Here is a 16,557-nt window from a genome sequence, read left to right on the forward strand (position 1 = left end):
TATTTTGTTTACTCTCCATCATTTGCTCTAACTAGAAACACAGACAGCTTCCTAGAGTCTTTTCATTCACATGATTTTAAGGTATATTATTATATAATTAAAACTCAAGGGGAATACAGATGTCTGATGATATTAAAATCGAGATTGGAAAAAGAATTCGTGAAGAACGTGAACGAATAGGTTTAACACGTGAGCAGGTTTGTGACACAGAAGAAGAATTAACCGTCAAACAACTGATGAGAATTGAGCTCGGTCGCTCATTACCAACTATTGTCAAACTGCAGTATATCAGTGATAAATTGGGAGTTTCCCTAAACTATTTGCTAGGTGAAACAAAACTAGACATTCCTGAAGACTATTACAAGGCTAAATATAAACTCATGAAGTCTCCTGTCTATGGCGACCCCGAACGTATCAAGAAGAAGCTAAAAGATATTGAGGAACTCTACGACAACTATATTGATATTCTACCAGAAGAAGAACTTTTAACCATTGATATCATTGAAAGAACCCTGAATTTTATATCTGAAGAGAAGAAAGAAGATCTTGTTGAGATTGTATATGAAGACTATTTGAATCAGGTATTAAAAAAAGAAGAGTACACCTTGAATGACCTTCTGCTAATAAAATACTATACCTTTCAATGTCAAGTTGGTGACTATGATAAAGAAATTGTTGAAAGTTTTCGATGTAAATTAATTAATCAAGAATTACAAGGGGAAGAGCTAGTTAATGTTGAGCTACTTGGAGCATTGTCAACTATAGGTGGAATCTATGTGATGCATCATGATTATAGAAATATGAAAACTATTGTCGATAAAATGCATACTATTATTGATAAGACACTACAACATGCTTACAAACCCGCTGTACTCATTTTTGAAGCGAAATATTATCTCTTCTATGAGAACAATAGAGATAAAGCAACTGAACTTTACAAAATGGCTACCGTACTAGCCGAAGCCTTCGGTGATGAAGTATTTATAAAAAACCTAAAAATGGAAATAAAAAAAGATTTAAACATAGAATAGAAAATATATCAACAATATTTTAAACGTGATTTATTCTATAAATAATACCTACCAAAGAAGCATCTGAAGTTAAACTCAGATGCCTCTTTTATTATTTCAATTTTTTACTTTCAGCTGATATTATGCTTCTTCAAATACTTTTTCCCATACCAGTCTTCTACTGACTTGCCTTCCCAGTCACGGTATTCTTCGGGATATTTCCATTTGTAGAAACCTTCTAAAAAGAAGGGCAACTCCATGAAGATAACCATTGCCAAGAATCCAATATCTATGATTATCCATGTCAAGAACATACCTAACAAAGTCATTCTTTGCGAGATGGCGATGCCCGTGTGCGATAAGATTATTTTGATGATTACAGCAAGCCCTAGCACTCCTGAACCATAGGTGGCGATTAGGCCTGCTATTCTATCAACAAGAGTTTCTCTCGCCTCTTCACCGAAAAAACAAGTGCTTAAACTTCTTTTCTCCATAAGAAGGAATATTAGGGCAATGATAAACAGGATAATGTAAATGAACCATATTCCAACTGAGGTTAGGGTAGGGAGGGCTATAGTTATTCCCAAAAGATTAAATTCAAGAAAGAACCAAATCATAAAGGTCTCAACATGAAAGCGAAATCTGTATGGTCGAAGAAATGGTTTTCGCACAAATTTTCCAATAAGAACTAGTGATAACCAAATAAAACAACAAATAAGGAATAATTCAGGGGTCAAGAGTGACGGCTTGTGAACTGGCAGAGTTAAATCCTTAGGCTCTGCAACATCCAAAGAAGAGGCAAATATGACCAAGAGAAAGTTACATCCGAATACAAACAAAATACTGTAGAGAATACTTTTTATTCTAAAACCAATACTTGGCTTTCCATTATTTAAGCCTTTTCCAAGTTTTTCGTAATAGTCTTTCTTTATATACTGAAGAGAAGCATCGTCTAATAAATTTAAACTCTCTTCAAAACTTGCCTTAAAAATTGATTTCTTCATTTTTACCTTATCAATAATTCCTTGTGTTTTTTTAGGCACTTTAATCTCTATTTCTATTGGTTAAATCATAAAGAGCGAGACAGACCTTTTTAGTTTTCTCAGCTAGTGTAGAGTCTGTGTTTAACTGAGCCTCTAGCTATTCTCTGGACAAATCAGGATCTATCAGCACGATTGAAAGAATGAGATAACTCTCAAAAAGTTCTTATATTTCTGCTTTAATTCCGTCTGACTGATTGCTTCTCTAGCATCCTTTATGACAGCATCAAAATCTCCTGACCTAGACTTTACGAGTGCCTTGCTCTACCAACTGAGCTAAATTGGCTAACACTTTTATAGTATAGCACTCTCAATTTTTTGTCAGGAAGTTTTAAACGATTTTCTTTATCAAAATCTGGCAAGGATTTTGGGGATCCCATAGTTGAGGAAAAATCTCTAATTTTTTAAAACCAACACTTCGATAAAAGACATTTGTTCGGTCATAATCTTTATTTGAACCTTCTGCCACTGTTTTTACCTGTAGGTAGTCCACTTGTTTGACTGCTTCTCTTTCTATAGTCGTAATTAATTCCCTTCCAATTCCTTGACCTTGGAATGATTTTTTCACGCCTAGACAGTCAATTTCAGCACAATCTTCACTCGAATATGATAAACTTATAAACCCTACTACATCACTTTCTTGATAAGCAGCCCAAACTCGTAAATCCTTGGCTCCTTCGGTGTAGGCTTGCGTGCTTTCAGGTATTCCAAACCATTCTGGCAAATCCTTTAAAACCTCATCAACAACTGCCATTTTTTGATCTTCATCCTTGACTTCTTCAATTGTAAACATCATAAGTTCCTTTCTTGATTTTAGTCTTACTTTAGCTCTTACGATCCCGCACTTTCGTAGGCATCCAAGCCCCTATCCCAGAGTTTGAGGGAAATGAAAAAGAAGACAAGGGAAATCAGAATCAAACCACCGATATTAAAGAGCCCATTCTTACCCTGCAAGAAATAACTGGCAGGATAGTAAGCCGTAAAGGCAAATGGCACGATAAAACTGATCAACCAACGAAGGAGCGAATTGTAAATGGAAATCGGGTACTTGGCAAAATCATTGAACATATAAAAAATATAAATCATGGCGCCTGACTGTTTAGTCCAAAAAGCGATACTGGCTGTCGCTATTTTCAAGGAAGTATAAATCAAGGTAGCAAATGGAATACAGACTAGGAAAATCAGGAATTTGGGAAGCGTCCAAGCAATGCTTGATACTGTTGTTCCCAATAGAATGCAGCCGACCAAAAGTTCCCCCAAGGCATCAATCTGAAAGGTCTCAACCAGAATATGAAAGAGAGGGTTGATAGGACGAGTCAAATACTTGTCAAATTCCCCTTTTCGGACTAGTCGTTGACCTAAGGCCCAGAGATTGTCAAAAAAGAGATGGTCCAATCCCTTGGGAATCAAGGAAAATCCATAGATAAAGGCAATCTCTTGAAAAGTCCAACCTTCTAGGGATGGGATATGTTGAAAGATAACATTGAGAAACAAGAGGTTCAGACCTTGAGTCAGAAAGACTCCCAAGACACCTACTACAAAATCAACCTTGTATTCCATGATTTGCTTGATGTATTGTCTGATAAAAATCAGATGCATGCGTTGATATTTTTTCATACTAACCTCCTTGAATAGTGATAAATGACTGGACTCGTTTCCAAATCAACTGAGACAAGCCCACCATCACTATAAGCCAGAAGAACTGGAGCAAAAGCGCTTGAAGAATCTGACTGGCATCGTATTTCCCAACAATGATCATAACCGGAGTGTAAATCAAGGATGAAAAAGGCAAGAAGGAGAGAATAGCTGAAACCACCTTTGGAAAAAACGTCAAGGGAATCAAACTGCCAGACATAAAGGCCACTATTGAAGTCTTGAGTAGATTAGAACCCCATAAATTTTTAAATACAAAGGCTGAAAATCCAAAGCAGATATTAAAGAAAAAGTTAATCAGATAAGCCAGCGTTAAGCTAAAGAGATAAAGGACAGTTAATCCCAGCACTTCTACAATACCTTGCCCAGATAAGATTTTCATCAAAACAATGACACTTAAAAATGGCAGTCCAACAGAGATAAAAATCAACCACTTGGAGCCAAGTTCGGTGAAAAGGTAAGAGGCCGCAAAATGCACTGGTCTCAGCAAGCGCATGATAATGGAGCCATCCTTGACCTCCTCCCCAATCATAAAGGAGCTATCAGACCTGGTCAAGAGATTGGTCACAAAACTCATGATGATGTAGAGAGTGATATCTGCCATACTAAAGCCCTGAATCAAAGGCTCCTGGGAGGAGTCAAAGACAGCCTTCCAGAGATAGAAAGCGACAAAAGCCCCCATGACATCACCAATCCGATAGAGAATAAAGTTGACTCGATAGGTAATCAACTCCTGAATCCCTGCATTGATAAAGGGTTTATAACGTCTCCACAATTTGACCATCTTAGAGCTCCTTTCGGTAGAAGCGACGGATAATATCTTCAATGTCCGTATCCACCATCTTCAAATCACGGATTTCAAAATCAGACAGGGTTTGCTTGATAATATCGGCCGACTGGTAGCGGGAACTATCGAATTCAATAGTCAGGCTATTTCCTTGCCTATCAATGGTCATATCAGGCAAGCCTTCATAGTGAGAGATGAGATGACTTTGACCTGGCATCAGATCGAAGGAAAGAGTCTTCATCTTGCCAAAGGTTTCCTTGAGCTGGCTAACCGTTCCATCAAAAATCTCTTGCCCCTTGTCAATCATAAAAATCCGATCACAGAGTTGCTCAATATCACTCAGATCGTGAGTGGTCAAGAGAATAGTTGTTTCTTCCTCTTGATTGATTTGAGTTATAGCCCGGCGAATGTTATCCTTGACCGACACATCCAAACCAATGGTAGGCTCATCTAAAAAGAGAACCTTGGGATTGTGAAGCAAGGAAGCCGCAATATCCGCCCGCATCCGTTGACCTAGCGAAAGAGTCCGCACGGGATCCTTGATAAAGTCCTTCAAATCCAAGACTTCATTCAAAAAATCCATGCGCTTGTGGAAGAGCGAATCTGGGACATCGTAAATCTCCTTCAAAACCGTGTAAGTCTCTTGCAGGGCCAAGTCCCACCATAGCTGAGTTCGTTGTCCAAAAACAACCCCAATATCCTTGACATAATCCTGGCGATTATCCTGTGGAATCTTGCCATTAATCCGACAAAAACCAGATGTCGGTTTCAAAATTCCTGTCAGCATTTTAATGGTTGTCGACTTCCCAGCACCATTTGCCCCGATAAAACCTAGAATCTGCCCCTTGGGCACCTCAAAGGTCAAATCCTTGACCGCTTCAAAGGTCTGCTTTTCAGGATGAATAAAGGAACGCAAAGCCCCCTTCAACCCCGGTTCCTTGACTGTCTTCACAAAATTTTTCTGAAGATGTTTCACTTCTATCATTGCCATATCTATCTCCTACAGTAAAAAATCAACAAACCGTGTCCTCTAAACACAAAAAGCCAATTTCTCATCTCCTAAAATCTGCCTTCTTTATCACAGCAGAAGACCTTAGTATTACTCTATTATAAAGCAGTTAAAAAAGGAAACCAAGTGTTATTCTCGAAAAAGAGAAAATAGTTTTGATACTTGAAAAAATCAAAACCACCCGTCTAATTCACTAAACAAAATGACACAATTCAATAATTCATCAAAGCCTCTACATATTCCTGTAGAGGCTCATTTCAACTTCTCTCATTCTTGCTTGTGAATGTTTAGATAGATTATAAGGTACAAAAAAGCCACCATATGGTGACTTAATGATAGACAATCTAAAAAGAATTGGAAATAATTCCTTTTTTGAGTGCTGTAAGTATAAATCCCTACTTTACACACTAAGTTCATTTATCACATCTAACAATAACTCTTTGTCATTCTTCATAATGGCTAACAATGCATCCTCGTCATCTTCCAAAATGGCTAAATATATCTTTCTTCGAGCTTCAAACTTTTCGATTTCTTTTTCAATCTCTTTAATCCGTCGAGTTTCTCTTAATTTCATAGAAAAAAGAATTCCCAAAGCCATAAAAGTTAATACATCAATTGTAGCGAAAAATATGATAAGATTCATGATAATTACTCTCCCTCTAAAATAAATTTTCTTAGTTCTCAACTAATGAATGGATTTCAACACTTCACACTAAAAAGATGTGTTTTCCCTGTCTATGTTCATTATCAGTGTTAACTATTAACAAACATATACTCTAGCAAATAAATACAAATCATCTAATTCATTATGTTCAGGTCTTGAGGTTGTATGAAATCCTGCACAATAATGACAATAATAAGTACGAATGGTTTGATCCTCACACAACATGACTGCACGAAGCGCTTTGGCATTAGTCTCATAAACTATTTTATTTTTTTTAGCTCCATGACAATAAACACCTTTTGTTGAGTGTCTGTTCTCCATTAGTTTCATTTTGTTTCTATAAATAATTTTTCTAATTTTAGACATTTTGCTTTCCTCCTTTTGGTAATAAATGCTGTACTTTTGTTTTGCATTATTTATTTACAACTATATTTTATCACCAGAAATACACAATACAAGTACCTTAAACATATCATTGTCCATCTGTTTTATACTTTCAAACAATACAACAAAAAAAGTACGTATAAAACGTACTTCTGTTTTTTTGCGAAATGCTATTTAAAAAAAGTGTCAATTTTACTTATTTATTTTTTCTAGTTCAAGTATAGTAAATACCCCATTAAATCGATCAATATAACGTTGAAAACTATCTCTGCCATAGGTTTCAATTTCATATATTACCCTAGGAACTGTACTCCTTGTATCTTTCTCGATAACTTTAAGTGCAGGGATATCATCTTCAAGTACTTCCCAAAACTGACCAACATATCTGAATCTAATGCGAAATTTTTCCGTATCTGAAAACATCAAGAAAGTATGATAACGAACATCACTATCTGACAAAATTTGAGTTAATTCCTCAGAACTTAATATTAATTCTGTATTATGCTTCGAACGATGAACAGTTTTAAAACGATCCAGTCGAAAATTACGCAGACTCCTTGTATCTATTTTTAATCTTCCATCTTTTTCTTCAACTTTATATGCCATACAATAAAAATAATGGTCATTAAACATAATCGAGACCGGTAACACATCATAATCGGCATCCTTACCTTGGTATTTCGTATACTTAAAAGAAAGAGGCTTCTGATTCTCAATAGCATCAAAAATAGCGGATAGATGAGGCAAGATTGATTTACTCTTATTGTCCCTGTAAATCGATAATTCCTTATACTCCTCTAGTTCCCGTTCCGTAAAGTTTCTAATACGCTGACGTTCCCTATCATCAACAGCTCTCTCTACAAAGGTATCAATGATTTCTCTAACTTCCTCAACACGTAGTGCTCTACTTTCTAAAAGAATCTTAGACAAGATGACGGCCTGGTTGTACTTTAAGTTACCATAACCATGGTTATATTCTGCCTCATAGGTTCCTGCAAGTCGAGAATACTTTATTTTCATGTCATCTCTAAGTATTTTTAGATTTTCCTTTAATTCCCTTAAATCATCTTTAAAGGTTCTCTCGGCGATATTAAAACGTTTAAGGTACTCAGTTTTATTAACCTTATGCCCCTTTTCCAATTCAGACATAAAATATAAGAGACGACTGGTTTTCCCTTGCAAATTATTTTCTTCTTTCATTAATCGACCTCATGCTTGATTATAACTTCTAGAATAGAATATCATTATCCTCATTCTATTCGTAATTATCTCAAGTCTTTTTTATACTAGCTTAAAATAAAAATTGAGATTTAATACACAAAGGCCAGTGTGAACTTCACTAGCCTTTGTGATAATATTAGTGCAATTTATTATTCAAGTATTCTGCTATATCCAAAAATGATAGCGTAGGATCAAAATGTTCTTCCTCTGCTTCTTCACCACCTATTAAATTAAGGCTAAAATGATTTCCTCGAAATCTGACTTCATATACTTCGTTTACATAAAGAATCCTATTGGTACTTTCAATCCCTTTCTCTCTTTGATAATAAGATTGTATTCCTAATTCCTTTAGTTTTTCTTCTAGGGCTATCAAATGAATATCATAGTTTCTAGCACTAGAGCTCTTATTGGGAATTAACAACATCTCTTCTGACCGATTAAGCCAGAACGGAGATTTCATTCTATATTGTTTAGGAGTCATTTTACTAAACATGGTTTCATAGTAAGCAATGAAGGCATAACGCCATTCTTGAGGAGATATATTACTAATATTTTCTTGGATAATACGACGATACTCACCATCTAGTGGCTTGGTAATATCTACTTCATCAAGTAATCTTTTGACATACTCATTTCGAGATGAAAATAAACTTTTAAGGCTTGGTGCATACCCAGAAGACTCATTTGAATTATCCCGATACAGCGTTTTATAATTATTAGCTGTAGTCATTGTGTAGTCTCCTAGAGACAGCAAAGCTGCTCGCATTAATAGACCTTCTTTAGGCTCTATTTCAGTAAACATTTTTGATATTTTATTCCAATAGATTGAAATAACATCAATCTTTCTGCTTGGCAAATCATCCGCTTCGAAGTAAAAGCAACTTCGAATCTGACCATCAAAATAGGGATGATTTTCAGCAACTTCTATAATCTCTCTATAGGAATCATCTGCAGTTATCAATTTAGCTTTTTCAATCTCTTCGTCAACTTGGTCAATACTGAAACCATTAATTCTATTTCCCTCGGCTAGATATTCTAGCAGGTCTGAAGTATGTTCGATTTGTTCATTAATCCCCTTGATTGCCCGTTCATATGACTCTTGAGAATCTATAACTGAGTTATTAATCAAGTTCCTAAAGATACGATACCAATTTTTATAGCTAGTATCTAATGAATCACCGTGATGTTCTAAGAATGTTGAAATAACGTGAAAATAAACCCTATCCTTCAGTTTTTTGTCGACTATTGAACCTTCTAAGATAGATGAAACCTCAGGCACTTTATTCTGAGAGAGAAAGTCAAGAACAGATACAATTATTTTTATATGACTTATTTCTACAGTTTCAAAGTCGATTTCAAGAGTCCAATCGTCGCGTTTAGAATAATCAAGGCTATCTAAATTATTGATAAGCACAATTTCAAATAAATTTAAAAAGTTGGTATCAAAGGCATTTTTATCAATATTCCAAATAACATCAGTCCATTTTGTATCAATATTTTGGGAAAATTCCCTTTCTAAATGACTATCTATTTTCTTTATTCTATCAATTAATCTTGCTTTAAAATTTTCAAAGTCAGTTAATGGGCGCCCTCTAGAATTCAGTTTGATATAGAGCTCATCTTCTGAACCAAGTTTATCAATATCTAGAAAATTGAAGACAAGTTTTTGGTTATTAGAATCTGATAAAACTGAAACATAATCAAACCCATAATCAAAAGAATCAGAAATGTCATCTAGTGTTTTCAAGGCACCTTGTACAGTTGGATCTAACTGCCATGAATCTGCAAACCATGGCTGATCTGTTATGATTTCTGAAGAACTTTCTGTTTCTGTAAAGATATTCTTTCTGTTCTCAAATAGACTCTTGAAAAATTGTGTAGAAGACTTTCTAGTTTTATAAGAAAAATTACCTAGAAAGTCACACTCGTCATTATCTCTATAGGCAAAAAGATAAACCAGAAATAAGGTTGTCAGACGTTGTTGCCCATCTAATGGAATAAACTTCCCATTAATTGATTTTCCATAAATAAAATTCAAATCGAGTGGTCCAACGTTTGTGTCAAGTAAGGCAGTATTTATATCCTGGAGTAATTTTTTTCGAACTTCTGTGGTTCTTTTATCCTTTCTTCCTTGTGCATAGTCTCGCTGAATCAATGGAATTACGACTCGATAATTTTCTAACAATGATTTTAAGTTATATTTTACATTAATCTCTTGCATGACTACTCCTCATAATCTCCAAAAAATTGGTTGAATTCCTGTTTTATCGCTTGAATATAACTGTCTTTATCCTTATCAGTCCAGTCGTCAAATCCATCTACCTCATTGCTATAGACTTTCAAGAACACATTGCGCGTACAAACAGGTACAAATTTTCCTTCCGCATCAACCTCAAGAATAATTCTACGCTTTTGGTCAAATGGGCTATTTCCATAAGAGCGATTCGTATTAGAGTCTAGCAAGGTTAAATTAGCTAGACTATCATCAGCCTCAGCAGTCTCATCAGCCGTAGCATGAATATGCTCGATATCCCATTTCTCTTTCTTATAAATATCAAAAGGAAATCGATATTGTTTTTCACTCTTATTAATCAAAGTAACGAGATTAAACAGTAAAAGTAGATCCTTAATTTCTTTTTTCTTACTACTGTAGGAAAAATCTTCGATAGAACCTATATCTTTTTTCAAAGTTTTATAAGCAATTTTTTTTAATTCATAAAAAGCTTCTGACTTTTTCTTCCCTCTTGTAGCCTCAAAGACCTTTTCAATATTCTTATCGTCAACCGATAAGAGATAGCCGATTAAATGGTACCTATTTAGATCCTTGTACCAATTGGTCAAATCTTCAAATTTTAAGTAGACTTCATTCCAGTACTCACTTATAAAAATCGATTTATTTTCAGCATTTTGATATTTTGCGTAGATTGAGTAAAAAGTTGCATAAATATCATTTTGAGGTATTTCTAAAGTTTCATGTTCAAGTAGGTTAAACAAAAGATCTATCCTAGTGACATAATTCTCACTATTTGTAAGAAACTTCCAAAATGATTCCTCTTGAAGTCTATGTTCAATAATATCCCATTCTATTCCCCTTTGAATCCTTTCACTATCATTTTCAGATTCATAATTAGTTTGATCTAACAATAGAGCCTTAATAAGTTCAGCATTTGTCAAAGGAATCTTACCCAAGTTAACTTTTGTAAATAGTTTTATAGGATCCTCTGTCTCATCAATTTCATACCAAATAAAGAAAACAGCCTCTGTTAAAACTTGATAAATATCGTGTAGAGCATTATCCGAATTAATGTCTTCTCGTTCCACCCATTTATCGATAGCAGCAAAAGCCTTACTGATATGATGTGCATCAATATCATAATCCTCGATTTCTTGATAAGTATCAAAATTTAATTCTTTTAAATATTTAGCACTCTGTTCTCTTGTTTCATAAACCAACTCAAAGTAATCATATTGATTACTTCTTCTACGGCCACTACTAAATTCAGCAGACATAAATTTCAAAAAAATAAAGATCGTTGTTAGCCTCTGTTGACCATCAACTACATCATAAGTATTATCTGAAACTTTCTTAACAATCAAGGGCTGCAAACAGTACTTATAATCTCTGTTTTGTTTACTATGTGTATAGAGGTCTTCTAAAAGAGTTGTAACCTCATGTTCAGTCCAGCGATATCCCCTTTGATATGAAGGAACATTAAATTTTAATCCTTTTAAGTCTTCAATTCGTTTTTCAGAAACTACCATTTGATATCTCCTTTTCATCCAAAGGTTGTTATTAGAATTGACAAAATTATTATCTACAATTATAGCACTATTATAAATCAAATTATTGAAAAAAATGTAAAATACTTTCTATAGAGTGACAGGATAATGAAAAAAGCCACCATATGGTGACTTCATTCTTATCTATTTCTCCTCACCCTAGCCAGTCTTTTTCTTTGGCAATGCGGACGGCTTCTGTTCGGTTGCCTGCATCGAGTTTAGTCAGGATGGCTGTCATGTAATTTCGGACAGTTCCATTTGAAAGAAAGAGGCTTTCAGCGATTTCTTGGTTGGTTGACCCTTGAGCTACCATGGCCAAGACTTCTTGTTCACGTTGGCTGAGTGGATTATTGTCAAAGGCGACACCTTCGACAAGCTCTGGTGAGTACTCCTTTTGACCTGCTAGGACGGTATGGATGGTCGCCATGAGGTCACTGATGGAACGCTCTTTGAGAACGTAGGCATCCACCTGGGCTGCAAGGGCTCGTTTAAAATAGCCTTTACGTTTGAAGGTGGTCACAATAACGACCTTCGTTTCTCTTTGGTTGGCTCGAATCCACTCAAGAACATCAAGTCCTGTTTTAACTGGCATCTCAATGTCTAAAATAGCCACGTCAACTTCTTCCTTTTCCAAAAGAGCAATGGCTTCTTGACCATCACTGGCCGCATGGACTTCTTCGACATCGTCCTCCAACATGAGGAGTTGGCAGAGGGCATCCCTCAACATTGACTGGTCTTCGGCGACTAATAATTTCATGCTTTTCCTCCCTCTTTCAAATGCACACGAATGATTGTTGGATGCGATTGAGACAGTATTTCCAAGTCTCCATCTACCAAACTGAGGCGCTCTCTGATACTGTGTAGTTCTTGTCCTGTGACCTCCTTAAAGCCACAACCATCATCCTCGAACTCAAGGACAATACCATGGTCACGTCTTAGACGAATCTGACAGCTCTCGGCCTGACTATGTTTGATAACATTATTGGCCAGTTCACGAAGCACCATGGACAAGGTAGACTGACTAACTGGTGACAGGCTGTCTAAGTCAAGGATACTATCCACGGTCAGGACGATATCAGATAGGTCAAAGAGCCGCTCAAGTTCCAGTAGCTCCTCGGCCACCGTTCGGTACTTGAGCTTATTGACAATCTCACGCACCTCGTACATGGAGTCACGGCTAATCTGGTTCAATTCTTCCAGATTCTTTCTAGCAGCATCATACTGCTCCTTGTCCATCTGTTTCAAAGCCAACTCAGTTTTGAGACTCATCATGGCAAAGGTATGCCCTAAGGTATCGTGCAAATCACGACCGATACGATTGCGTTCATTTTCAGCTGACAGGATATTAATGGTCCGGTTCTGCTCTGCAAGGGCTTCTTCCATCTTTCTCTCCTGACGTATACGGTTTTGAAAATAGTACATTCCCAAAGAAAAAAGAGTAATAGCCAGAGACATGAGGTGGGTGCTCAAATCGTCTGTCAGTTGGAAGGATGATGACGTCAAAATCAAGAGTGTCGCTAGAAAGGATAAGAATCGATAAGAAGATATGCTATCCTCAAAGTGCCAAACGAGAAGATTAACGTTGAAAAAGATAAACCACATCATGCCACCCTGGAAGGTCACTGACATAAAGATAATGTAAGCTAGAGTGTAAAACCACAGAAAGGGAATCCACTTGCTATAGGCTTTTTTCAAATACACTATAAGGAGATAAGCCAGAGTAAAGGCCAGCGTCAGACCTAAAGTCCAAACTGGGAAATCCCCACCAAACACTCCTAAGATCGGGAAGACTAGGAAAATCAGACTAACAAAATAAGCAAAATCATTTTTCTGGTATGTTCTAAACATGGTCACTTTCTCTGTACGATTTGATAAAAAGGGCTAAGCCTGTAGCTATTGTAGCATAGACCAAGATAAAAATGAGTGATTTCCATGAAAATTCCCCTTTTTTCGCAAAATTGACTACCAACTGATTAATATGATAAATGGGTGTCCACTCCGAAATGTGCTGAACCCATTTTGGAAACAAGGTTACTGGCATCCAAGAACCACCAATAATAGCTAGACCAAGAAAGACGATATTTCCGGCGATAGCCATGATTTGTTGAGACTTAATTTGGGCTAGGAGTAAGCCAAAGGATAGAAAGACTAGACTTGACAAGAGTAAAAGAGCACCTGAACCGAGCCAATGTGATAATGGCATCTTAACATCACGCACAAAAGCTCCCACACAGAAAGTTACGATGATAGCAACCATAAAGTTCATAAGAACTCGGAAGATTTTAGAGAGGTAATAGGCTTGAACACTGATTTTTGAATGTTCGATATAGGTTAACCAGTGCTCCGTTTGGTCCTCTCTAAGCATGTAGGGGAAGGTAAAGAAACCAAAGCTGGACATAGAGAATCCTGTCATGGTCAACATATAGGACAATATAAAGGCTTTTTGTGACTCTGGGTCAGGACTCATTTCCATTCCTGAATACAAGAGGAAAAATCCGACGGGCATTCCGATAGACATGATAAAGACGGGCCAACTGCGCCATGTTTTTATCCATTCGATTTTAAGTAGTGCTTTCATGACTTGCCCTCCCTTGTGCTATCAAATAGGCTATCTAAAAGTGTCTTATTTTGAATTTCAATGTCAGAAATGCGACAGCCTTGAGCTTGTAAACTACTCCATACACTTTCAATATCTTTAGTCATAAAGGTTACAACATCACGTTTTTCAGTTACTTCATAAATCGCCTCAAGTTTGTCAAGACTTGGAGCAAAGCGACTTGCTAAAGTGACTTGTTTTTCCTTTTCCTCGCTACGCATGGCATGTGGCGTAGTATCCCTGATGAGTCTCCCCTGATGAAGGACCAAAATGCGGTCAGCTGTGTGCTCGACTTCTTCGATATAGTGGGACGAATAAAGAATAGTCACACCTGACTTTTTCAGATCATTGATGATTTCCCAGAAACGTTGGCGTGTCGTAGTGTCCATTCCTGCTGTCGGCTCATCTAAAAAGAGAATATCAGGCTTGCCAATTAGACAGAGGACAAAGGCAAGAAGACGTTTTTGTCCCCCTGAGAGTTTGTTCGCAAACTGCTGATACTGATCGTCTTTGAATTGTAAGAGTGCTTGAATCTCTACTTTAGATAATCCATTTTCAGAAATATCTTGGAAAAAAGCAATCAGTTCCCTAACTCTTAATTGTGAAGGAATAGTATTTTCTTGAAGGAGAACCGCAATTTGATCTTGCGCTTTTCCCTTTTTACCCTTGATAAAGACTTGACCGCTACTGGCTTTCTTATCGCCAAGAATACAGGACATTAAGGTCGTTTTACCAGCACCATTTGGCCCAATTAAAGCAAGACAGTCGCCTTGTCCTACCTCAAAGCTAATATGGTCTAAAATCGTTTTTCCCTTAATCTTTTTGACAAGATTTGTGACTTGAAGGATTGTTTCACTCATGTTTGTGATTTCCTTTCTTTTGATAAAAAGCTAAAAAAACATAACAAGCTGCAACAGACACACCCATAACACTATAGAGAATATCACTGCTGCCATGAAGTAGGACATAAGCAAAGAGGATGGTCCAAGTTGTTGCTAGGAGCATAATGCTTAGTATTTTCAATAATTTCATACTGAGTCTCCTAGTTTTTCAATTCTTTAATGACAAGGTCGATAAAACTTTTAGCCATCGTGATGAGAATGTAGGCTGAGATAGACAAGCCAATAATCATGCCCAAATTTGAGAAGATAGCTTCAAAATTGCCTTTTTCAAAGATGTCAGTAAACATGCTAAGTCCAGCAAAGACAGTTCCGATGACAGCGTAGATAAGGTAAGATGTTTTGATTTTCATGAGATGACCTCTTTCGTTTTTTATTATTTCTAAGTTATGACTAAAGTATATCTTTTTGGTCATTCTCTTTTTAGCACCAGATGTCATGACATGACATGACATTTGTCATGTGACGTAAAAGAAAAAAGAGCTGACTTATCAGTCAACTCAACCTGAATTTATGGGCAAAAAGAAGTTCTTACGTAATCTTGACACTGCTAATGACATTATAATTTTAAAGCCAGCATGTTAACTGTCATACCTGCTGCTGTTCCCAAAAGGTAGACGACATCTCCTTCTTTAACTAATCCATGATCTAATGAATAAGCCAAACCAAATGGAACAGATACAGAAACCATATTTCCGTAGTCAGTAACTATATTAAGGTATTGGTCTTCGGCAATACCCAATTTATCCATAACCAAAGATAAGGCACGGCTAGCTTGATGGGGAATGATGTAGTCCACATCGGCGAGAGCTAAGTGGGTTTTCTCTTGGAATTCTTGGAACATATCAGGAAGCTTATGTGCTGATAAGAGGAGAATCTTCTTGCCCTTCATATCAAACATAAAGTCCGTTTTTGTCTTTTCTGAATATTTTTTAGGATGGTAAGAAGTCAAACCTCCACGGATTTCAGTATCATGGGCACCTTCTGACCAGGTATGTTGAAGACTTGCAATAACCCCTTTGTCTTGAGAACTTGCTTGGAAGATAAAGGCTGCTGCTCCGTCACTAAAGAGTTCAAAACTTTCTTTTTGTTTCGGATTAAGCCCCAAACTTCCAACTTTACTGGATACAATCAAAACACGATAGTATTCACCAGCCTCAATCAAATAAGACATTGTTGATAAAGCTGAGATAAAACTTGTACAAGTCGTATTGATATCCATGGCTGGAATAGAAAGTCCTTTTGCCACGCGCTCATGAATCAAGGCTGCTGTACAAGGAATAGGCTGCACACCAACTGCACTGGCTGAGACAAGACAATCAATGTCTTCAATTTTCAAATTGGCACTTTCAAGAGCTCGTTGGATAGCCACTTCAGCCAAATCTAACTGTGTTTCTTCATCTTCTACAACACGATAACGTGTTTGGTTTTTGAATTGTACGGTTTGTTTTGGAAGACAAACGCCATAACCTGCGATTTCAACATGTCTTTTTACTTCTGTCATTGTCATTCAT

Annotated in this window: 18 protein-coding genes; 1 reads left to right on the forward strand and 17 read right to left on the reverse strand. The window is 36.6% G+C overall.

All coding sequences use genetic code 11. The features are described 5' to 3' along the window. The first annotated feature begins 119 nt into the window (after positions 1–119). Positions 120–1,031, forward strand: coding sequence for a helix-turn-helix domain-containing protein (locus ACWPVZ_RS08430; protein WP_454381809.1), 912 nt, complete (start codon positions 120–122; stop codon positions 1,029–1,031). Positions 1,032–1,141: 110 nt separating this feature from the next. Here ACWPVZ_RS08430 and ACWPVZ_RS08435 read toward each other — a convergent pair whose 3' ends face one another. The 17 genes from ACWPVZ_RS08435 to ACWPVZ_RS08515 form a co-directional block, all read right to left on the reverse strand. Next, positions 1,142–2,014: a hypothetical protein gene (locus ACWPVZ_RS08435; RefSeq protein ID WP_064525685.1), complete on the reverse strand. Its 873-nt coding sequence runs from the start codon at positions 2,012–2,014 to the stop codon at positions 1,142–1,144. 367 nt (positions 2,015–2,381) lie between these two features. Beyond that, complete coding sequence (locus tag ACWPVZ_RS08440) at positions 2,382–2,843, reverse strand: GNAT family N-acetyltransferase (protein WP_454381928.1); 462 nt, start codon at positions 2,841–2,843, stop codon at positions 2,382–2,384. A gap of 38 nt (positions 2,844–2,881) precedes the next feature. Then, complete coding sequence (locus tag ACWPVZ_RS08445) at positions 2,882–3,667, reverse strand: ABC transporter permease (protein ID WP_002891220.1); 786 nt, start codon at positions 3,665–3,667, stop codon at positions 2,882–2,884. A 1-nt stretch (position 3,668) separates the two neighbouring features. After that, positions 3,669–4,487, reverse strand: coding sequence for an ABC transporter permease (locus tag ACWPVZ_RS08450; protein WP_201552185.1), 819 nt, complete (start codon positions 4,485–4,487; stop codon positions 3,669–3,671). A 1-nt stretch (position 4,488) separates the two neighbouring features. After that, positions 4,489–5,481, reverse strand: a complete 993-nt coding sequence (locus ACWPVZ_RS08455) for an ABC transporter ATP-binding protein (protein ID WP_454381810.1) — start codon at positions 5,479–5,481, stop codon at positions 4,489–4,491. Positions 5,482–5,899: 418 nt separating this feature from the next. Beyond that, positions 5,900–6,142, reverse strand: coding sequence for a hypothetical protein (locus ACWPVZ_RS08460; RefSeq protein WP_060971937.1), 243 nt, complete (start codon positions 6,140–6,142; stop codon positions 5,900–5,902). 117 nt (positions 6,143–6,259) lie between these two features. Beyond that, positions 6,260–6,529, reverse strand: a complete 270-nt coding sequence (locus tag ACWPVZ_RS08465; protein WP_175062943.1) for a hypothetical protein — start codon at positions 6,527–6,529, stop codon at positions 6,260–6,262. 210 nt (positions 6,530–6,739) lie between these two features. Beyond that, positions 6,740–7,747 (reverse strand): helix-turn-helix transcriptional regulator, encoded by a 1,008-nt coding sequence (locus ACWPVZ_RS08470; RefSeq protein ID WP_048788452.1) that lies wholly within the window; start codon positions 7,745–7,747, stop codon positions 6,740–6,742. Between the two features lie 157 nt (positions 7,748–7,904). Continuing rightward, positions 7,905–9,989, reverse strand: a complete 2,085-nt coding sequence (locus ACWPVZ_RS08475) for a DUF262 domain-containing protein (protein ID WP_454381811.1) — start codon at positions 9,987–9,989, stop codon at positions 7,905–7,907. Between the two features lie 2 nt (positions 9,990–9,991). Beyond that, positions 9,992–11,530, reverse strand: coding sequence for a DUF262 domain-containing protein (locus ACWPVZ_RS08480; RefSeq protein WP_454381812.1), 1,539 nt, complete (start codon positions 11,528–11,530; stop codon positions 9,992–9,994). A gap of 172 nt (positions 11,531–11,702) precedes the next feature. Next, entirely contained in the window at positions 11,703–12,305 is a 603-nt protein-coding gene (locus ACWPVZ_RS08485; RefSeq protein ID WP_003094426.1) for a response regulator transcription factor, read from the reverse strand. Continuing rightward, positions 12,302–13,396, reverse strand: a complete 1,095-nt coding sequence (locus tag ACWPVZ_RS08490) for a sensor histidine kinase (RefSeq protein ID WP_454381813.1) — start codon at positions 13,394–13,396, stop codon at positions 12,302–12,304. Before ACWPVZ_RS08490 ends, ACWPVZ_RS08485 begins: the two co-directional genes overlap by 4 nt. Next, the gene (locus ACWPVZ_RS08495) at positions 13,389–14,126 is read right to left on the reverse strand and encodes an ABC transporter permease (protein WP_201709665.1); all 738 of its coding nucleotides are present in this window, start codon (positions 14,124–14,126) and stop codon (positions 13,389–13,391) included. The genes ACWPVZ_RS08490 and ACWPVZ_RS08495 overlap by 8 nt, the downstream gene beginning before the upstream one ends. Then, positions 14,123–15,004: an ABC transporter ATP-binding protein gene (locus ACWPVZ_RS08500; RefSeq protein WP_454381814.1), complete on the reverse strand. Its 882-nt coding sequence runs from the start codon at positions 15,002–15,004 to the stop codon at positions 14,123–14,125. Before ACWPVZ_RS08500 ends, ACWPVZ_RS08495 begins: the two co-directional genes overlap by 4 nt. Next, on the reverse strand, positions 14,997–15,176 hold the full coding sequence (locus ACWPVZ_RS08505) for a hypothetical protein (protein ID WP_049528118.1): 180 nt from the start codon (positions 15,174–15,176) through the stop codon (positions 14,997–14,999). The genes ACWPVZ_RS08500 and ACWPVZ_RS08505 overlap by 8 nt, the downstream gene beginning before the upstream one ends. A gap of 10 nt (positions 15,177–15,186) precedes the next feature. Further along, positions 15,187–15,396, reverse strand: coding sequence for a hypothetical protein (locus tag ACWPVZ_RS08510; protein ID WP_014632978.1), 210 nt, complete (start codon positions 15,394–15,396; stop codon positions 15,187–15,189). A 206-nt stretch (positions 15,397–15,602) separates the two neighbouring features. Then, positions 15,603–16,547: a 3-oxoacyl-[acyl-carrier-protein] synthase III C-terminal domain-containing protein gene (locus ACWPVZ_RS08515; protein WP_454381815.1), complete on the reverse strand. Its 945-nt coding sequence runs from the start codon at positions 16,545–16,547 to the stop codon at positions 15,603–15,605. Positions 16,548–16,557: the final 10 nt, after the last annotated feature.

It is taken from the genome of Streptococcus sp. Marseille-Q6379 (assembly GCF_965119505.1).